Origin of the sequence: Paraburkholderia fungorum (assembly GCF_902833645.1) — a bacterium.
Taxonomy (GTDB): domain Bacteria; phylum Pseudomonadota; class Gammaproteobacteria; order Burkholderiales; family Burkholderiaceae; genus Paraburkholderia; species Paraburkholderia fungorum.
Genome location: NZ_CADFGE010000002.1, coordinates 373,532 through 393,349 on the forward strand (window position 1 = coordinate 373,532; position 19,818 = coordinate 393,349).

A 19,818-nucleotide genomic window follows, 5' to 3' on the forward strand; every position below is an offset into this window, starting at 1 on the left:
ACCTCCCCCTCGCCCATACGTCAGCTAAATGCAATCGCTAATGGTTATCCGGTGGATGATTGCGGTCTTCATTGCCGCCGCGCGCCTCGCCGCCGCGCTCACCGGATGGACCGCCCGGGTGCATGGGAGCCTGTCCCTGGGGAGCGCCCATCATGTGTCCGGGCTGCTGCGCAGGCCCATGCGAGTACCCCGGCTGCGGCGGCGTCGGCCCATGCGCGTACCCCGGCTGGGGCTGGGGTTGCGGCGGCGGGGCGCCGTGCATGACCGGCCGCGGATTCATAGCCGGACCGCCCGCCGCCGGCGGACCACCATGCGGCGGAGGAGCGCCCCGCATCGGCGGCGGGTGATTCACCCAGCGGTCCCGGTCGTGATACCAGGGCTGGCCGCGATAGTAATGATCCCAGTAAGTTCCGAACGAGAACGCCACGACCGGCAGTCCGATCTGCACGCCGTAAGCCATGATCGGCACCTCGCTCCCCTGGTACGGATAGTCGAGATATCCGCCGTAGACCCAACCACGCAGTCCGGGCGCTTCGACGTCGCACCAGCTGTAATCGGAGACGCAACCGTACACGGTGAGCTGCGCGCTCGGCGGCACTTGCGCCACCACCGGATAGTCCCCGGACGGACCCGCATAAACGTCCACAGGCTGATTCGTATACGCCAGCGATTGAGCGAATGCAACGCCGGACAGCGCCATCAGGCCGATGCCTCCCGCGACGATTCGAATGACGATTTTCTTTTGCACGATGCCTCCCTCGCAAAGAGTGGTCCATGCATGACGTGCTCTATTCGTCTCGTCGCGATAAGCGCGCCTCGGCAGCAGGTCCACCTTACTTGGACAAGACCGGGGGCGTTTGAATTGCACCCGTCCGTCTGCGCACTTACGGTTTGTCAGCGCTCTTACATTCAGCAATTTTCACGCTTCGTTGCTCGTTCATTAATCTGAGCGATATGAAGCTGCCGCAAGCGTTGAGCGTGGTAACGGTGACTTTGCCGAATGCCATGCTGAAGTAAAGCAGCGCGACAATCGCACCGCCCCGCACCGCCCGCACTCAATCCGCCGATATACGGTACCGCGAGACGCTCCCTATCACTCCCGTTCCATTCGTCCCCCTGCCGGCGCCGTCAGAAAATAAGTTTGACAAACTATCTTTAGATATATATCTTACGACACATCTTAAGACATAACCGGAGTACCCAAGATGCGTCATCACCCTCGTTTTTCCCGTTCGCGCGGCGCGGACGACGGCTTCTTCGCCGGACATGACCGCCCGTCGCTGCATGAGCTTTGGCACGCCTTCGCCCGCCGCTACGAGCGAGCCGGCGAGCGCGGCAGCGAGCGATATGAAGAAAGTTTCGAACGCCGTCACGGCAGCCGCGGCGACTGGCATGAGTTCCACGGCGACGCACACGGCCACGGTCGTCATGGACACCATGGCGAGCGCAACGAGCGCCGCGACCGCGGCGATCTCGGCACCCCATACGTCGGCCGCCACGGCTACGACCGCTTCTCGTTTCACGCAATGTGGCACGCGATCGGCCGGGGTCACGAGCATCGTGGGGGCGGCCGCGGCGGACGCTTCGGCGGCGGCCCCGGAGGCTTCGGTGGCGACGGCGACGGTTTTCCGCGCGGCCGCAAATTCAGCTCCGAAGATCTCCAATTGCTGCTGCTCTCGATGATCGACGCCCAGCCTAGCCACGGCTACGAGTTGATCAAAGCGCTCGAAACGCGCTCGAACGGTTTCTATAGCCCGAGCCCCGGCATGGTCTACCCGGCGCTCACCTATCTGGAAGAACTCGGCTACGTCACCGTGCAACTCGAGGGCAACCGTAAGCGCTACGAACTATCGGCAACGGGCCGCGAATATCTGACCGCCAATCGCGACCGCGTCGAGTTGATGCTCGCCAAACTGGCGCATATCGCCCGCAAGATGGATTCCGTGCGCCGCGCGTTCGCCGGCGAGGAGCCGGCCGACATCAGCGAAGGCGGCTGGTTGCCGGAACTGAGCCAGGCACGCCGCGCGTTGAAGCATGCGCTCCTGCGCCGCGACAACGTGCCGGCCGACGAGCAACGCCGCATCGCTGCAATTCTGATGCGCGCGGTCAACGAAATCGAAGGTGAAGGTGACGGCAATCCTGGCAACGACGCAACCAGCGGCGAACCGACCGTTTGAGACTACGCGATCTGCCACTCGCGCGCGAAGGCGCCCATGCGCACCTTCGCGCGCCAATCTAACCACGAGGAATGACACCCTTATGCTGACAAATGACAACCGCGCCGATCTGGCCGTCCATCGCGTACGGCATCCGCTGAAGTTCCGTCTGTTGCAGGTCAAAAAAGTCCACGCGCTGAATCCGCATCTGATTCGCGTCACGTTTACGGGCGAGGATCTGCACGACTTCGTCTCCGCTTCGTTCGACGATCACATCAAAGTGTTCTTTCCCGAACCCGGTGCCGACAAACCCGTGCTGCCGGAAGCCGGCCCCGACGGTCCGGTGTTTCCCACCGGCCAGCCGCGGCCGATCGCCCGGGATTTCACGCCGCGCCGCTTCGACGCCGAGGCACGCGAACTGGATATCGAGTTCGCCATGCACGTGGCCGGTCCGGCGGCAACATGGGCGGCGCAAGCCAAAGCGGGCCAGTATCTCGGCATCGGCGGCCCGCGCGGCTCGCTGGTGATTCCGACCGGGTTCGACTGGCATCTGCTGATCGGCGACGATACCGCGTTGCCCGCCATTGCCCGCCGGCTCGAAGAACTGCCGGCCGGCGCCCGCGTCGCGGCGGTAATCGAAGTGGCCGATGCATCAGCCCAGATCGAATTCACGACGCAAGCCGAACTGCATATGGTCTGGCGCCACCGCAGCGAATCGGCCTATCGCGGCGAGGCCTTGCTGCAGGCAGTACGTGAGATCTATTTGCCCGAAGACGGCGAAGGCTACGTATGGGCCGCGGGCGAATCCGCAACGATGCGTGCGGTGCGCTACCACCTGTGCACCGAGCGCGGCATCGACAAGTCGCGGATTCGCGCGGCCAGCTACTGGAAACAGGGCGCCGAAGCGGTACACGAATCGCTCGACGATTGACGATCCACAGCGTGCGTGCAGCGGATGGCGTACGTCGGTCAAACCGGGTGAGCGATGTGAGCCATGTGAGCCATGTGAGCCATGTAAGCCGGGTCAACTGCGGGGCCGCACGAAACTGGATCGCACGACAAGCGGCGTGCCCCGAACAACAAGAAGGAATTGACCGATGTACTCCATTAGCACTAAGCACGAGCGCCGCTTACTGTGGCTGCTTGCGCTGACGCAGTTCACCATCATCATGGACTTTATGGTGATGATGCCGCTCGGCCCGCAGATCATGCACGCATTCAGCATCACACCCGCTGCGTTTGCAACGGCCGTGTCGGCGTATTCGTGGTGTTCGGGGCTTTCGGGCCTATTCGCGGCGACCTATATCGACCGCTTCGACCGGCGCCGGCTGTTGCTGACCGTCTATGCGCTCTTCGCGCTATCGAACCTGGCGTGTGCGTTGGCCACCAGCTTCCCTCTCCTGCTTGCTGCCCGCGCATTTGCCGGCATTACGGGTGGCGTGCTGGGTTCGGTGATCATGGCGATTGTCGGCGACGTGATTCCGGTGCAGCGCCGCGGCGCCGCAACCGGCACGATCATGACGGCCTTTTCATTGGCCGCAATTGCCGGGGTGCCGGCGGGCGTGATGTTAGGCGCGCATTTCAACTGGGCCGCGCCCTTCTATTTACTGGTAGTGCTGTCGCTGCTCGTCTGGGTAGCGGGCTCGCAACTGGTGCCTTCGCTTACCGAGCACCTGAGTCGCCGCCAGCCGGCGCTTGGCGAGGTGCTGCCTGACTTGTGGCGGATCTTGAGCAACCCGCGGCATATGAATGCGTTTGCGCTGACCTTCATGATGATGGTCTCGCACATGCTGGTGATCCCTTTTATCTCACCGGTACTGGTTGCCAACCATGGGGTGGCGCCGGCGCAGTTGTCCTGGCTGTACATGGCGGGCGGCGCAGCAACATTCTTCACTTCGCGCCGCGTGGGCAAACTTGCTGACCGGTTCGGCACACGCCGCGTATTCCGGATAGCAGCGCTACTTTCGTTTCTACCCGTCCTGTTCGTCACGCATCTGCCGGATCTGCCGTTCTATGTCCTGGTCATGTTCTTCCCGTTTTTCATGGTGCTGATGTCCGCACGCATGGTACCGATGCAGGCACTCCTGACCACCGTCCCCGAGTCAAGCCGCCGAGGCGCCTTTCTAAGCGCCAATAGCGCGCTACAGGCTCTGGGCACGGGATGCGGGGCATGGATCGGCGGTCTGATGCTAAGCAGTTCACCGACCGGGCAGATCGTGGGGTACGGAACGGTCGGCTGGGCAGCGGTCGCCGTCGCGCTGGTCGCGATATTCTGGATATCGCGAGTGCACGGGGCACAAAGCTCATTGCCGCCAACCACGCCATTGGGAAGCAACGCAGTCGGCGAAGGCTAGAGAATCCGAGACAACAGGTAAGCCGGCGTCCATCCCGGAGCACCGCGTCGGCGCACGCGGTGCAGCCGGAAGAATGAAGGCCTTGTTATCGGGGTGAAATGGCCGAGAACACAGAAAAAACTGCTAATCCGGCTCACCCACCAAAGCCCGCCGCGCGGCCTCTCCCTTCGCGGAAGACGTATAAAAAACCCTCGCCCTGCCAATAACGATCTTCAACATGGCAATCACCGGCACGGCGAGGAAAATCCCCGCCACACCACCCAGTTGATCCCCCGCCAGCAACCCGACAATGACAAGAAACGGACTCACCTCCACCCCTTCACTCATCAGATAGGGATTGAGCACATAGTCCTGAAACAGTCTGTACAGCGCAATAAAAATCACCAGCCAAAGCAAATGCGCATACCCGCTGAAAACGGCCACCACCAGCGTAATGGCCACCGCCGCCAGCGGCCCGGCGAACGGCACAAACTCCAGCAAGCCTGCGCTAACGGCCAGCAAAAACGCATACGGCACACCCAGCAACGAAAAAACCACCCCGTAACAGATCAACGTCGCGAGCGACAGGAACAACAAAGCCCGTACATACTTCGACAGGAGCACATTCAGATCCGTGACGATCTCGCCCCACAGCACGCGATGCCGGTCCGTCAGCAGATCAAGAAACGCATCACGCATCTGCGGGCCTTCCTTGATGAGCAGAAAGCTCAGAATAGGAATCAGCACGAGGTAAATCAGATTGCTCGCTGCATGCATCACGCCGAGACCGACACTGCGCGCCATCGGCACGGCCTTGTCGGAACCGGTCTCGATCTGCCCGCGCACGAAATCCACAATTCGCTCGCGCAGCGGCTCGAGAAAATGCGGCAACGGAAGACGGTTAGGCACGTCGGATTTCATCAGTTCGGGCAGTTGCGCGAACAGACGGGTGGCCTGATCCTGCAGTTGCACACCGAATAGCGAACCTGCCACCGCGATCACCGCGACCACCACCACGAACACCAGCGCAATCGAGGCAACCCGCGGCACGGGGCGCGGCCGGAAGCGGTCGACGAAATCGACCATCGGGTAGATCAGATAGCTGAAAAAAACCGCGAATACGACCACTAACAATGTGGACGACGCGGTATAGATAATGAACAGCAGCAGCGCAATCAGAAACGCAGTCCAGACTTTCCTGGCTGTGCAGACGTCGAATCCCAGCATTAACTTTCCTCGAACAGACGGCGAACCCGGCGCCTGAAAGCCGCCGGGAACATCGGACAACCAGGCGCCCGCCAAGGCTAAAGACGCGCGCTTCGCGACGCCATGCACCACGCGTCGCAAAGCGCCGTGATCCGGCTTACATCAGCTTGCCCAGCAGAAATCCGACGCCGAGCGCAATCAACAACGCACCGAGCGGATTGTTGCGAGCGGTCTCGGCGACCTGCTCGACGCTGTCGCCATACTTCGCCTGAGCCTTACCGGCGAGCTGGCGGACCTTGCCCTCGGCCTGCAGGTCGACGTCGCCGGTCAGACCGCCGACCGCGTCCTGCACCTTGCCTGCCGCATCTTTCACGGTTCCTTCGATCTGATTTGAATTCATCATCGTTCTCCTTGAACAGAGTGAGCAAGCAGTCGCCCGCCGCAGCGGGCGCTTTACGGTTGTTGCCGGATTACTTCTTCACGCGGTCACGGACCGCGTCCGCAGCTTCGCCGACTTTCGACTGCACCTTGCCGGCCAGTTTTTCGGCCGCGCCCTCGGCCTGGGTCGTCCGGTTGCCGGTGACTTTGCCAATCGCTTCCTTGACGGAGCCCTTGACCTGTTTCGCCGCACCTTCGACACGATTCTTATCCATGACGATTTCCTTGAAAGGTTAGGTTGTGCACCAAAGACGTCGAGCACGTCGCGTCAGAAAAGCCTGAGCGCTTGCCCACGAACACTCGACGCAGGAACTCATTGTCCAGCTTCACCGCATCTGCCGACAGGCGCGAATGCACCTGATCGCCTGGTGCATTTGAACCGCATGCCCGCGCGCCTGAACCCGCGAGCCGATCTGCGCCGCCGCATCCCGCAGCGGCCCGGACGCATCTGTGTAGCACGCTTCGTTCCCGGCCACCTCGCCTGCGAGTGAAGCGCAATGGAAATCCGCCTAAGCCGTCTTCGAACCCTTACGGCGCGGCGCTTTGGCGGCTTTGCCAGGCGCGAGCCCGAAGTGGCCACGGCTTTGCGCCCACACGATCGCCTCGCCCCGGCTATGTACATCCAGCTTCGCATAGATCGTGGCGACATGGTTGCGTACCGTGTTCGGCGCGAGCCCCAGTTCTCTGGCGATTTCCTTGTCCGCGAGACCCGCGCACAAACAGGAGAACACATCCCGTTCACGCGCGGTCAGGTCGGCGAGATGGCCGCCGGCGTCGGGCGCGTTCGCGCGCCGCACGTTGACCAGTTTTTCGATCAGCGTCTGGCTGAACCAGGAAGCGTCCTGCATGACGGTTTCAATCGCCGTGACCAGCTCCATTTCGGAACGCTTGCGCTCCGTGATGTCGAGCAAGGTCATCAGCACGCAATCCTTGCCGTGAATGCTGACCGCTTCAGCCGACACGAGGCAGTTAAGCACGTCGCCCGCGTGATTGCTCACCTGGAATTCGACGTTGCGCAGGCTGCCCGACTCCTGCAACGCCGCGCTGATCCGCTCGCAGGCGTCGCCGTTCCACAGTCCGCTCCGGTCCAGCGGCTTGCCCAGCAGTTCTTCGGAGGAAAAGCCGGTGGTCGCGGTAAAGGCATCGTTGATATCGAGCGTCATATAGTCGCCGGCGACGAACAGCGCGGTAGGCACCGGCGTCATCCGGAACGACTTGGCAAAGCGTTCCTCGCTCTGCCGCAGCGCGCTCTCGGCGCGTTTGCGCGGCTCGAGATCCATGAACGTGAACAACATGCACGCTTCTTCGCCGATGTCGATCGGCTGTCCCGCCACCACCACGAACTTGTTGCCGCCTTCCGGCAGGCGCAGCAGCGCCTCCATCTGCGGAATCGTCGCGCCTTCGCTGAGCCGTTCGATTGCCAGTTCGCGCTTCTCCGCGCCTTCGAACACATCGAGTTCGTACACGGAGCGGCCTATGACGTCTTCGCGCACATAGCCGGTCATCTCCAGAAAGCCCTGATTGACCTTGATGTAGCGCTGATCGCTGAGGCGGCAGATAACCGCCGGCGCGGGGTTGGCGTTGAAGGTCTTCTCGAAACGCTTCTCGGCGCTCGCCCATTCGCTTGCATCGTGCAGGATCAGCGCAAGGCAGTCGGGCTCGCCGCGGGCATTGGTCAGCACGAGGCTGCGCACGCGGTGCACCCAGTTCACTTCATCGTCATGCGCGGGGAAAACCTCGACCACCACGTCGCTGAAACACTCGCCCGCCACCACCCGTTCGATCGGGTAGCCGCCTTCCGGCAGCGGGTGATTGTTGCGGTAACGCAGCCGGAAGCGCTCGCGGTATTCGGTGACGTCCGCGCCCAGTTGGGCGACTTCGGTGATGCCGTGCATCTGCAGCGCGGCCTGATTGGCCCAGACGATGGTCTGGTCCGGTTCGACGAGGATCACGCCCTCGGTCAACCCCGTAATGATCTGCTGCAACTGGCGACGGTCGGTCTGGGTGCGCAGTACCTTGTCGTCGGCTGGCGGCGGGGTGTCGTCCAAAGCGTCGGTCGACAGCGGTGGAGCGGGCGCGGCGGAGGGTGTTGCAGTCATTATTGTGGACGTGCGGGAAGCACGCGAGAGCCTGTCCAGACGCCAGAATCGCCCAAAACGCGCCGCGGCGCCAATGGTCAATGCACCAGGCTTACTGGTGCACTTGCACCAGGTGCAGCACGCAAGCAGCAAAAAGCGCCCGCCTTCGCCGCATGCTGCGTGGCAAGCGTGGCGGGTGCTGGTTACCGCAGGCGTTGGACTTCAGCCCTCGTCCGCTCCCAAGGCGGCCAACGGATGGCTCTCCCGCTTCCACGGCGAAGCCAGAAAATGCCTGACCCGTTCCGGCCTCACTTCCGCGAGTGTCGCGGGCGCCCAGCGGCTCTTGCGATCCTTGTCGATCAAGTGGGCCCGCACGCCTTCGCAGAAATCGCCTTCCTCGATCACCCGCTTGACGATGCCCAGTTCCATCCGGAAGCACTCCGCGAGGCTCATCTGCCGGCCGCGCAGCAATGCCTCGCGCGTGACATACAGCATCGTGGGCGAATGCCCGGCCAGCGCGTCGTAGGTAGACTGCAGCCACTGCCTCACCTCGCGCGGCGGCTCGCGCTCCAGATCGTGGCGCAACGTCGCGACAATCCGCTCGACGCTCGAACGCCGGTCGAAGTGTCTCAGGATCAATTGGGTAAACGGCCCCAATGCGGCGTGGGGAATGATATTGCAAGGCGGCTCGAACACGCCGCGCAACGCACCCATCAGATCCCCCGCGTGCGGCATGCGCTGCAGGCGCTCTTCGAAAGTCGCAAGCCAATCGGCCGGCACGCACAGATCCGCGAGTTGCAGGCGCAGCGCATCGGCGCCGGACAAGGTCGCACCGGTGAGCCCGACGTAAAGTTCGACTTCCGCCGGCATCACGCTCAGAAACCGCGTCGCGCCAACGTCGGGCAGGAAGCCGATGCGCGTTTCCGGCATCGCGACCTTGCTGCGCTCCGTGACAATGCGCAGCCGCGCCCCCTGACCGAGCCCCATGCCGCCGCCCATCGAAATACCGTCGAGCAAGGCGACCACCGGCTTCGGAAACCGGTGCAGCGCATAGTCGAGCCGGTATTCGTCGACGAAAAACGCCAGCCAGCGGCTATCGCCATTCTTCGCGAGCCGGTGCACCTCGCGCACGTCGCCGCCCGCGCAAAAACCTTTGGCGCCCGCGCCTTTCAGCACGAGGGCAACGATGCCGTCGTCGGTACGGCAATGTTCGACCAGTACGGCAAGCTCGCGCACCATTGCATGCGACAGCGCATTGAGCGCGGCAGGCCGGTTCAGCGTAATGATCGCCACACGGTTGACCACGCGAAACAGAATCTCGCGCTCCGCTTCCGCGCTCGTATCGGCTGTGACGCTCTGCAAAGCGCTCATCGACGGGGCTCCTGTTCGACGTTGGCACCCGGTTGGAGCTGCCCTGCGTGCTCAACCTGCGTCACCTGCCAGCGTGGCGCGCGTTTCTCGAGAAATGCATTGACGCCTTCACGCTGATCGGCGCCGTCGAACAGATCGACAAAGCGTTCCCGCTCCACCGCGAGCGCCGCCGCGCGCGGCACGCCGTTGCGGCCCTGATGAATCAGCGTCTTGCTGAAGCCGACCGCCTGCGGGCTCAAGGTCGCGACACGCGCGGCCATGCTCAGCGCGGCCTCGCGTGCAGCGCCCTTGTCCACCACTTCTTCGACGAGGCCGATACGCAAGGCGGTCTCCGCATCCACCCGTTCGCCGGTCAGGATCATCCGCTTGGCCCAGCCTTCGCCGACCAGCCAGGGCAACGTCTGCGTGCCGCAGCCGCAGGGCAGCAGGCCCACCGCCGTTTCAGGCAGCGCCATCACCGCGTGTTGCTCGGCGATGCGGATATCGCAGGCCAGCGCGCATTCGAGCCCGCCGCCCATCGCATAACCGTTGATCGCCGCGATCACCACCGGCCGCGCGTTCTGCAAGGTTTCGAACGCCGTGCCGAAGCGCGTCGCCGCTGTGCGTGCGACCTCGCGATTGCCGTCGGCGAACGTGTTCAGATCGGCGCCCGCGCTGAAGAACTTGGGACCGTCACCGCTTATCACGATGGCCCGCACGCGCGCTTCGCCGTTCAGACGTTCGATGGTCTGCTGCAACATCAGCAAGCCATCCGGCGTGAATGCGTTCGCGGGTGGCCGCTTGAGCGTCAGCAGCGCGACGGCGCCGTCGTGGGCATAGTCGAGTTCGATCATGACGCGTCCCTGCCCTTGCCGTCTTTGCTGTCGTCGCGGTAGAGCTTGATCACCGCGGAAAAGTCCAGCCGTCCCGCGCCCTTCGTGCTCATCGTCTGATAAAGCTGTTGCGCCAACGCGCCGAGATAGACCGGTTGACGCGCGAATTTCGCGGCGTCGGTGGCAAGCCCCAGGTCCTTGAGCATCAGATCGGTGCCGAAGCCGCCGGTATAACCGCGCGTGGACGGCGCGGTTTCGATCACGCCGGGCATCGGGTTATACGTGTCCGAACTCCAGCAGCGGCCCGTCGAGGTATTGATGATGCCGCCCAGCACTTTCGTGTCGATGCCGAGCGCCTCGCCCAGCGCCATCGCCTCGGCCACGCCGGCCATGGTGATGCCGAGCACGAGGTTGTTGCAGATCTTCGCGACCTGGCCGGTACCGGTGTCGCCGCAATGCACGATGTTCTTGCCCATCGCCGACAACACCGGCTTGACCTGCTCATACGCGCTCGCGCTGCCGCCCACCATGAAGGTCAGCGTGCCGGCCGCCGCGCCGCCGGTGCCGCCCGAAACGGGCGCATCGACGAAGGTGTTGCCGTGTTGCGCGGCCAGTTCGGCAAACGCCTTCACGCTGGCCGGGTCGATGGTGCTCGAATCGATGATCGGTACGCCTTTCGCGATTCCCGCGAGCACGCCGTCGTCCGCGGTCAGTACGCTGCGCACGTGCGCGGCCGCGGGCAGCATCGTGATCACGGATTCGACGTCGGTCACCGCCGCTTTCGGCGAAGCGGCCGCATTGGCGCCCGCCTCGACGAGCGCCTGCACCGCTTGCGCATTGAGGTCGAATACCTTGACCGTGTGGCCCGCCTTGAGCAGGTTGAGCGCCATCGGCGCGCCCATGTTGCCGAGCCCGATAAAGCCTATTTTCATGGTGTTGTCTCCACTGGACTGAATGGCTCAGCGCAAACTGATGGTCGTGTTGACGCCGTCGTTGACGGTGTCGTCGTCGAACCAGCGCGCGGTGACGGTTTTGGTCTGCGTGTAGAACTGCACGACCTGTTTGCCGTACGGCCCGAGGTCGCCGAGTTTCGAGCCGCGCGAGCCGGTAAAGCTGAAGAACGGCACCGGCACCGGAATCGGAATGTTGATACCGACCTGGCCGATATCGATCTCGCTCTGGAATTTGCGCGCCGCCGCGCCGCTTTGCGTGAAGAGACCCACGCCGTTGCCGAACGGATTGCGGTTGACGAGCGCGATCGCGTCGTCGAGCGTCGCGGCATTCAGCACCACCAGCACCGGGCCGAAAATTTCCTGGCGGTAGATCTCCATGTCGGTGGTGACGTCGGTGAAGACGGTCGGGCCGATAAAGTTGCCTTGCTCATAGCCGGGCACCTTCACGTCGCGGCCGTCGAGCGCGAGCGTCGCGCCCTCTTTCACGCCCTGTTCGATCAAGCCGAGAATGCGCTGCTTCGCGGTGCGCGAAACCACCGGGCCGATGTCGGTATTCGGCTCGCTACCCGCGTTGACCTTCAGCGTCTTCGCCTTGGCGACGAGATCGGGCAGCCATTGCTGCGCCGCGCCGACCAGCACGACCACCGAGGTCGCCATGCAGCGCTGCCCCGCCGCGCCAAACCCGGCGCCCGCCAGCGCGTTCAAGGTCTGCTCGCGATTTGCATCGGGCAGCACCACCGCGTGGTTCTTCGCGCCCATCATCGATTGCACGCGCTTGCCGTGTTCGCTGCCAAGGCGATAAACATGCGTGCCCACCGCCGTCGAACCGACGAAGGAAATCGCTTTCACCAGATCGTGCGTGCAGAGCGCGTCGACGACGTCCTTGCCGCCGTGCACCACATTCAGCACGCCCTTCGGCACGCCGGCTTCAAGCGCCAGTTCGACCAGTTGCATCGTCGACAACGGATCCTGCTCGGAAGGCTTCAGCACGAATGTATTGCCGCAGACGATCGCCATTGGGAACATCCACAACGGGATCATCGCGGGGAAATTGAACGGCGTGATGCCGGCGCATACACCGATCGGCTGGCGCAACGTGTAGGTGTCCACGCCGCCTGCGACGTTCTCGGCGAATTCGCCCTGCTGCAAGGTGCCGATCGAGCAGGCGTGCTCGACCACTTCAAGCCCGCGGAAAATATCGCCTTCCGCGTCGGGAATCGTCTTGCCCTGCTCGGCGCTCAAGGTCTTCGCGATACGCGGCGAATGCTCGCGAATCAGCGCCTGGAACTTCAGCATGATGCGCATGCGCGCGCCGACCGGCGTGTCCTTCCACGTCTTGAACGCAGTGTGCGCCGACTGGATCGCCTCGTTCACTTCATTCGCGGTAGCGAACGGCACGCGTGCGAGGACCTCCTGGGTGGCCGGATTGACGATGTCACGCCACTCGGTGGTTTTGGATTCGACGAACTCGCCGTTGATCAGCAGCTTGACGGTGGGGACCTGGTTCGAAGCAATTGTGTTCATGCTGGAACTCCTGTGCAGTGGCCATATCGGTGGCCGTATCGGTGACCATGGACGGCCCTATGAGGGCCAACCGGTGACTGGAAACAACGAATCAACGCAGATCCGGGAAGTCCTCTTCCCAGTACTCGCCGGGCAGGCGCGCGGGCTCGGTTTCGCGCTCCATTTCGCGGCGCCGCAATTCGACGCGGCGGATCTTGCCGGAGATGGTTTTCGGTAGCTCGCTGAATTGCAAACGGCGAATCCGCTTGTACGGCGCAAGCTTTTCGCGTGAGAACGCGAACACCGCGCGCGCGAGTTCGGGGCCGGCTTCATAGCCCTGCCGCACGGTGACGAACGCTTTAGGCACAGACAGGCGCAGCGCGTCGGCACTCGGCACCACGGCGGCTTCGCCGATCGCCTCGTGTTCGATCAGCACGCTTTCGAGTTCGAACGGGCTGAGCCGGTAGTCGGACGATTTGAAGACGTCATCGGCGCGGCCGACGTACACGTAGTAACCGTCATCGCGGCGCAGCGCGACGTCGGACGTATGGTAGAAACCGTTGCGCATGGCTTGCGCGGTGGCGTTGGCGTTGTTCGCATAACCGGTCATCAAACCGAGCGGACGTTCGGCCAGCGGCAACGAGATTTCGCCTTCGGTGACGGGCTGATCGTCGGCATCGAGGAGCTCGATCCGGTAGCCCGGGAGCGGTCGGCCCATCGATCCCGCCACCACCGGTTGGCCGGGCGGGTTGCCGATCTGGCAGGTGGTTTCGGTCTGGCCGAAACCGTCGCGAATCGTGATTCCCCACGCATGCCTGACGCGCTCGATGATCTCCGGATTCAGCGGCTCGCCCGCGCCGACGATCTCGCGCAGCTTCACCGGATAGTCGGTGAGATGTTCCTGCACCAGCATGCGCCAGACCGTGGGCGGCGCGCACAGCGTGGTGACGTTGAAACGCACCAGTACGTCGAGCGTATCTTTCGGCACGAAGCGCGGAAAGTTGTAGACGAACACGCAGGCCTGCGCATTCCACGGCGCGTAGAAGCAACTCCACGCGTGCTTGGCCCAGCCCGGCGAGCTGATGTTCCAGTGGATATCGTTCGGCTGCAGACCGATCCAGTACATCGTCGACAGATGGCCGATCGGGTAACTCTGGTGGGTGTGCTCGACGAGCTTCGGTTTGGAGGTGGTGCCCGACGTGAAGTACAGCAGCAATGGATCGGTGGAGCGCGTGACGCCCTCCGGCGTGAATTGCGGCGATGCATCATAAGCGGCGGCGATGTCGATCCAGCCGTCGCGCGGCGTGCCGACCGAGATGCGGGTCAGCGGCACGTCGAGCGCATCGAACTTGGCGAGCTCCGCGCTATCGACCACCACGAACTGCGCGCCGCCGATCTGCACGCGGTCGCGCACGTCGTCGGCGGAAAGCTGGGTCGTGGCGGGCAATACGATCGCGCCGAGCTTCATGGCCGCAAGCATCACATCCCACAGTTCGACGCGGTTCGGCAGCATCAGCAACAGGCGGTCGCCGCGCCCCACGCCGAGACCGCGCAGGAAGTTCGCCATGCGCGACGAGCGTTCCGACATCTGCGCGAAGGAGAGCCGCAAGCCGTCACTGGCCAGATCGTCGACGATCCATAGCGCCGGGTTGTCGTTGTCTCGCGCGATCACGTCGAAGTAGTCGAGCGCCCAGTTGAACTCGCCTGGCGCCGGCCACGCGAATTCGCGGTAGGCGCGCTCGTAGTCGGTGCGATGGCGCAATAACAGGTCACGCGCTTCGAGAAAACCCTTCGCTACAGTCATCGTCGTCTCCATTGTCGGCCGGCGTGAGCGCTTTGGCGCCTCGTCCGATCCCATGCTGATGGCGCGCTATGCGCTCTGCTTTTAGCTTCTGCTTTTTTTGTCCTGCTTTTTGCCCTGCTTTTTGCCCTGCTTTTTGCCCTGCTTCCAGACTATTTTGCGCTCAAACGCCGTTCGCTTCGCGTTTAAACCTGGCGCGCAATGACCATCCGCTGCACTTCACTGGTTCCTTCGTAAATCTGCGTGATGCGGGCGTCGCGATAGTGGCGTTCCACGGCGTAGTCCTCGAGATAGCCATAGCCGCCATGAATCTGGATCGCCTTCGAGCACACATCCTCGGCGATTTCCGACGCGAACAGCTTGGCCTGCGAGGCCTCCGACAAACACGGCAAACCTTCCGTGCGCAGCCGCGCCGCATGGTGCACGAGCAGACGCGCGGCGTTCAGGCGCGTGGTCATGTCGGCGAGCATGCTGGCGATAGTCTGGTGGTCCTTTAGCGCCTTGCCGAACTGGACACGTTCGCTCGCATAGCGGCGCGCGGCATCGAACGCGGCACGCGCGATGCCGACCGCCTGCGCCGCGATACCGATACGGCCGCCCTCGAGATTCGACAACGCGATGCGCAAACCTTCGCCCGGTTCGCCGAGCAGATTGGCCTCGGGAACCGCGCAATCCTCAAGCGAGATGGGACAGGTGTCCGAGGCGCGAATCCCTAGCTTGTGTTCGGGTTTGCCGACGTTGAAGCCCGGCGTATCGGTCGGCACGATGAAGGCCGACAGGCCGCGCTTGCCGCGCTCAGGATCGGTGACGGCAAACACGATCGCCACATTGGCGCGCGAGCCGTTGGTCACGAACTGCTTGTTGCCATTGAGCACCCATTTGCCGTCGCTGAGCACGGCACGGGTGCGCAGATTGTTCGCCTCGGAGCCGGCTTGCGGCTCGGTCAGGCAGAACGCGCCGATGGTGCGCCCGGTGGCCAGGTCCTTCAGATAGCGGTTCTTTTGCGCGTCGGTGCCGAAGTTCAGGATCGGCCCGCAGCCGACCGAGTTGTGCACGCTCATCAGCGTGGCGCAGGAGGCGCAGCCCGCGGCGATCTCTTCGATCGCGAGCGCGTAAGCCACGTAGTCGGTATAGGAGCCGCCCCACTCGGACGGCACGATCATGCCGAGGAAACCCAGCTCGCCCATTTGTGCGACCACGTCTGCCGGCAGCAACGCATCCCGATCCCATTGGGCGGCGTGCGGCGCGAGGCGCTCAGTGGCGAAGTCGCGCGCGGCGTCGCGGATCATCCGCTGCTCTTCGGTATAGAAGCTATCCATGGCTCAATCCTGTTATATGCATCGAGTCGCGGCGGCGAGGCTGGCTCGCCGGGTGTCTCCGGGCAATGCGTCCCGCGGTCGATTCAGTTCAAGTGTAGGCAAGCCGCTGGACAGGTTCGATGCTCAGCCCGATCATTCTGTTTGAGCGCATTTGCCATGCCTGTATCATGAAAGGCCGGAGCAGGCCGACTTTTCGGGGGATCGGCGCTTCGTTCCAAGGAAAATGTTGAGCGCGTTTGCCAGACAGCCACGAGAAACATGAAGAACTTCAAGAATGACAGAGGCACGATTTCCGTCAGCCTGGTCGAAGAGGCTCTGGCGTTGGCACGGGCGCGCGGTTTCGATGCGCTGCCGCTCGCCGAAGCGGCCGGCATTGCGGCCACCATGCTGGCGTCGCCGAAAAGCCGGGTTTCGGCGGCGCAGTACGGCGCGTTATGGGCCGGCATCGCCCGCGCGCTGGACGACGAATTCTTCGGTCAGGATTCGCACCGCATGAAGAGCGGCAGTTTCATCGCGATGACGCAGATGGCGTTGAGCGCACGTAACGGCGCGCAGGCGCTCAAGCGGGCGGTCGGCTTCATGCAGCTCGTGCTGGACGACCTTGGCGCACGGATCGAGACGGACGCGCAGCGCGTGCGGCTGCGCTATGTCGAACGCGAAGGCGCGAAGCCGCCCGCCATGTTCGCTTACGCGACCTACTTCATCCTCGTCTACGGCCTGTTGTGCTGGCTGGTCGGACGCCGCATTCCGCTGATCGAGGCGCGTTTTCGCTGCGCCGAGCCGCCTGCCGCGCACGAGTACCGTCTGATGTTCTGCGACGACATGGCGTTCGATCAGGCCGAGTCGTACGTCGACCTCTCGACGGCGTTTCTCGACCTCCCGGTGATCCAGACCAGCAAATCGGCGAAGCCCTTTCTGCGCGATGCGCCCGGCAGCTTCATCGTCAAATACCGAAATCCCGGCTCGCTTACCGCGCGGGTGCGCAAAATGCTGCGCGCACTGCCGATGGCCAGCTGGCCCGCCGCCGACCAGATGGCGCTGCGCCTGAATGTCGCCGAAGCGACGATGCGGCGACATCTGAAGCAGGAAGGCTATACGTATCAGTCGATCAAGGACGACTTGCGGCGCGACATCGCAATCGGCGAGTTGCAGGACAGCGGACGCACGATTGCCGACATCGCGACCGCCGTGGGTTTTGCCGAACCGAGCGCGTTTCATCGCGCGTTTCGCAAGTGGACCGGCATGCGGCCAGGCGACTACCGGCCGGCGCATGCGGATTTCACGCGCCGCACGGAATCGGACTAAGCTGTAAGGAGCAGGCCAGCCTTCCTGAGGTAGCGGCCCGCGCCGTCGATACCCGTCGGCATGGCGCGGCAGCCGTCAGCGATGAGCACGTATCCACGTCTCCCGTTCCGGCAGTCTGGTCCGCGCGCCGCGCTTATCCGTGGCGGCGTCGCGGGCCGGTTGATGCGCGGCATGACCGCGTTCGGCGTCCTGTTGGCGCTCGGCTTCGCGTTGTGCGAAAACGCACCGCCGGCCTCGGCTGCCCAGGCCAGCATCGCGCCTGATAGCGTGGTCGTGATTCCAGTGAATGGCGCAATCAGTCCGGCCAGTGCCGACTTCATTGTGCGCAGCCTGCAGCGCGCCGCCGACCAGCGCGCGCAACTCGCCGTACTGCAACTGGATACCCCCGGCGGGCTGGATACGTCGATGCGGCAGATCATCAAGGCGATTCTCGCTTCGCCAGTGCCTGTCGCCACCTTCATCGCCCCGAGTGGCGCGCGCGCCGCGAGCGCGGGCACCTATATCGTCTACGCCAGCCATATTGCCGCGATGGCGCCGGGCACCAACCTCGGCGCGGCGACGCCGATCCAGATGGGCATCGGCGGGGCAGAACCGCCGGCGGGCGGCGGTATGCCTGGTCTGCCCGGCGGCGGCGCACCCAAAAGCGAACCCGGCGCCGCTGCGTCAGCCGGCCCGGCGAACGCCGCCAGCGCAGCCACGCCGGCCAGTGCCGCCCTGCCCCTCGACACGCCATCCACCGAGTTGCGCAAACAGGTCCACGACGCGGCCGCCTATATCCGCGGCCTCGCCCAGTTGCGCGGCCGCAACGCCGTCTGGGCCGAACGCGCCGTGCGCGAGGCCGTCAGCCTGTCGGCCGGCGAGGCGCTCGCGCAGCACGTGGTCGATCTGAATGCGCGCGACATTGCGGACCTGCTACGCCAGGTGAACGGCCGCACGATCAGCACGAGCCGCGGCGACGTCAGGCTGAACACTGCCAACGCGCCGGTCGTCACGCTCGAAGCCGACTGGCGCAGCCAGTTCCTTGCGGTCATCACCGATCCGAATGTCGCGCTGATGCTGCTGATGATCGGCATGTACGGCCTGTTCTTCGAGTTCGCCAATCCGGGCTTTTTGCTGCCGGGCGTGGTCGGCGCCATCAGTCTGCTGATGGGGCTGTTCGCGATGCAGATGCTGCCGATCAACTACGTCGGGCTCGGCCTGATCTTTCTCGGCATTGCCTTCCTGATCGGCGAGGCGTTTCTGCCGACCTTCGGCTCGCTCGGCTTCGGCGGGGTGATCGCGTTCGTGATCGGTGCGCTGATGCTGATCGATACCGACGTGCCCGGCTACGGCATTCCGCTGCCGCTGATCGCGGCGGTGCTCGTGTTCAGCGTCGCGTTTGTGTTCGGTGTGTCGAGGCTCGCGTTGCGGGCACGACGCCGGCCCGTGGTGACCGGCTCCGAAGGGCTGATCGGCAGCCTCGGCGTCATGCTCGACGCGGGTCCGCTGCCTGGGGGCGTAACTGAAGACGTAACCGCAAACGCAGACGCAAGCGCAGTCGCAAGCGCAAGCGCGAATGCAGCGGGAATCGCCACGACCAACGCCACCGCGGGCGGCACGCTGGCCGGCTGGGCGCAGGTGCAAGGTGAGCGCTGGCGGGTGTCCAGCACGGCCCCGGTCGCAGTCGGTCAAGCGGTGCGCGTCACGGCACGGCGCGGACTGACGCTGACCGTGGTGCCCGCGGAAGTACAACAACAAGGAGAACACACATGATCGGTTTCACATTTGGCTTCAGCAGCATTCTGATTCTGCTGGTGGCGGTACTGATTGCATCGTCGATACGGATTTTTCGCGAGTACGAACGCGGCGTGGTGTTCATGCTCGGACGCTTCTGGAAGGTCAAAGGGCCGGGGCTCGTGCTGATCGTCCCGATCGTGCAGCAGGCGGTGCGGATGGATTTGCGTACCGTCGTGTTCGACGTGCCGCCGCAAGACGTCATCACGCGTGACAACGTGTCGGTGAAGGTCAATGCGGTGGTGTATTTCCGCGTCGTCGATCCGGAGAAGGCGGTGATTCAGGTCGCGCGCTATTTCGAGGCGACCAGCCAGTTATCGCAGACTACGCTGCGCGCGGTGCTCGGCAAGCACGAACTCGACGATTTGCTGGCGGCGCGCGAGCAATTGAACGCCGACATCCAGAAGGTACTCGATGCCCAGACCGATGCGTGGGGTATCAAGGTATCGATCGTCGAGATCAAACATGTGGACATCAACGAAACGATGATCCGCGCGATTGCGCGTCAGGCCGAAGCGGAACGCGAACGCCGCGCCAAGGTGATTCATGCGGAAGGCGAACTGCAGGCCTCGCAGCATCTGCTGGAGGCGGCGCAGACGCTTTCGCGGCAACCGCAGGCCATGCAGTTGCGTTATCTGCAAACCCTTACGACGATTGCCGCCGACAAGAATTCGACGATCGTCTTTCCACTGCCGATCGATCTGCTGAGCGCGGTGCTGGACCGCTTCAGCAAGCCTTCGCCTCCCTGAGACGAGCGGCACGCGGCCTCA

At 63.7% G+C, this 19,818-nt stretch carries 17 protein-coding genes; 6 read left to right on the forward strand and 11 right to left on the reverse strand.

What is annotated here, in order from left to right; translation table 11 throughout:
- Nucleotides 1-37 precede the first annotated feature (37 nt).
- Entirely contained in the window at nt 38-748 is a 711-nt protein-coding gene (locus tag HWX91_RS08345; RefSeq protein WP_028194679.1) for an SH3 domain-containing protein, read from the reverse strand.
- A 457-nt stretch (nt 749-1,205) separates the two neighbouring features.
- Here HWX91_RS08345 and HWX91_RS08350 point away from each other — a divergent pair, with 457 nt between their 5' ends.
- From HWX91_RS08350 to HWX91_RS08360, 3 genes are all read left to right on the forward strand, one after another.
- Nucleotides 1,206-2,177: a PadR family transcriptional regulator gene (locus HWX91_RS08350; RefSeq protein ID WP_028194680.1), complete on the forward strand. Its 972-nt coding sequence runs from the start codon at nt 1,206-1,208 to the stop codon at nt 2,175-2,177.
- A gap of 82 nt (nt 2,178-2,259) precedes the next feature.
- The gene (locus HWX91_RS08355; RefSeq protein ID WP_028194681.1) at nt 2,260-3,087 is read left to right on the forward strand and encodes a siderophore-interacting protein; all 828 of its coding nucleotides are present in this window, start codon (nt 2,260-2,262) and stop codon (nt 3,085-3,087) included.
- Nucleotides 3,088-3,253: 166 nt separating this feature from the next.
- Nucleotides 3,254-4,510, forward strand: a complete 1,257-nt coding sequence (locus HWX91_RS08360; RefSeq protein ID WP_028194682.1) for an MFS transporter — start codon at nt 3,254-3,256, stop codon at nt 4,508-4,510.
- Nucleotides 4,511-4,633: 123 nt separating this feature from the next.
- Here the strand turns inward: HWX91_RS08360 and HWX91_RS08365 are convergent, their stop codons facing one another.
- The 10 genes from HWX91_RS08365 to HWX91_RS08410 form a co-directional block, all read right to left on the reverse strand.
- The gene (locus HWX91_RS08365) at nt 4,634-5,716 is read right to left on the reverse strand and encodes an AI-2E family transporter (protein WP_028194683.1); all 1,083 of its coding nucleotides are present in this window, start codon (nt 5,714-5,716) and stop codon (nt 4,634-4,636) included.
- Between the two features lie 136 nt (nt 5,717-5,852).
- On the reverse strand, nt 5,853-6,098 hold the full coding sequence (locus tag HWX91_RS08370) for a CsbD family protein (protein ID WP_235430058.1): 246 nt from the start codon (nt 6,096-6,098) through the stop codon (nt 5,853-5,855).
- A gap of 67 nt (nt 6,099-6,165) precedes the next feature.
- A complete protein-coding gene (locus tag HWX91_RS08375; RefSeq protein WP_028194685.1) occupies nt 6,166-6,348 on the reverse strand; it encodes a CsbD family protein in 183 nt (60 codons plus the stop codon).
- Nucleotides 6,349-6,642: 294 nt separating this feature from the next.
- Nucleotides 6,643-8,232: a helix-turn-helix transcriptional regulator gene (locus HWX91_RS08380; RefSeq protein WP_081832938.1), complete on the reverse strand. Its 1,590-nt coding sequence runs from the start codon at nt 8,230-8,232 to the stop codon at nt 6,643-6,645.
- 201 nt (nt 8,233-8,433) lie between these two features.
- Nucleotides 8,434-9,582 (reverse strand): enoyl-CoA hydratase/isomerase family protein, encoded by a 1,149-nt coding sequence (locus tag HWX91_RS08385; RefSeq protein WP_028194687.1) that lies wholly within the window; start codon nt 9,580-9,582, stop codon nt 8,434-8,436.
- Complete coding sequence (locus HWX91_RS08390; RefSeq protein ID WP_042274005.1) at nt 9,579-10,415, reverse strand: enoyl-CoA hydratase; 837 nt, start codon at nt 10,413-10,415, stop codon at nt 9,579-9,581. Before HWX91_RS08390 ends, HWX91_RS08385 begins: the two co-directional genes overlap by 4 nt.
- Nucleotides 10,412-11,326, reverse strand: a complete 915-nt coding sequence (gene mmsB / locus HWX91_RS08395) for a 3-hydroxyisobutyrate dehydrogenase (RefSeq protein ID WP_028194688.1) — start codon at nt 11,324-11,326, stop codon at nt 10,412-10,414. The genes HWX91_RS08390 and mmsB overlap by 4 nt, the downstream gene beginning before the upstream one ends.
- 27 nt (nt 11,327-11,353) lie before the next feature.
- Nucleotides 11,354-12,871, reverse strand: a complete 1,518-nt coding sequence (locus tag HWX91_RS08400) for a CoA-acylating methylmalonate-semialdehyde dehydrogenase (protein ID WP_028194689.1) — start codon at nt 12,869-12,871, stop codon at nt 11,354-11,356.
- Between the two features lie 91 nt (nt 12,872-12,962).
- Nucleotides 12,963-14,654, reverse strand: coding sequence for an AMP-binding protein (locus HWX91_RS08405; RefSeq protein ID WP_028194690.1), 1,692 nt, complete (start codon nt 14,652-14,654; stop codon nt 12,963-12,965).
- A 182-nt stretch (nt 14,655-14,836) separates the two neighbouring features.
- The gene (locus tag HWX91_RS08410) at nt 14,837-15,970 is read right to left on the reverse strand and encodes an acyl-CoA dehydrogenase family protein (RefSeq protein WP_028194691.1); all 1,134 of its coding nucleotides are present in this window, start codon (nt 15,968-15,970) and stop codon (nt 14,837-14,839) included.
- Between the two features lie 258 nt (nt 15,971-16,228).
- Between HWX91_RS08410 and HWX91_RS08415 the strand changes: the two genes are divergently transcribed.
- The 3 genes from HWX91_RS08415 to HWX91_RS08425 all read left to right on the forward strand — a co-directional run bounded on the left by HWX91_RS08415 (nt 16,229) and on the right by HWX91_RS08425 (nt 19,797).
- Entirely contained in the window at nt 16,229-17,275 is a 1,047-nt protein-coding gene (locus tag HWX91_RS08415; RefSeq protein WP_028194692.1) for an AraC family transcriptional regulator, read from the forward strand.
- A gap of 81 nt (nt 17,276-17,356) precedes the next feature.
- Nucleotides 17,357-19,027, forward strand: coding sequence for an NfeD family protein (locus HWX91_RS08420; RefSeq protein WP_028194693.1), 1,671 nt, complete (start codon nt 17,357-17,359; stop codon nt 19,025-19,027).
- Nucleotides 19,024-19,797: a slipin family protein gene (locus tag HWX91_RS08425; protein ID WP_028194694.1), complete on the forward strand. Its 774-nt coding sequence runs from the start codon at nt 19,024-19,026 to the stop codon at nt 19,795-19,797. The genes HWX91_RS08420 and HWX91_RS08425 overlap by 4 nt, the downstream gene beginning before the upstream one ends.
- Nucleotides 19,798-19,818: the final 21 nt, after the last annotated feature.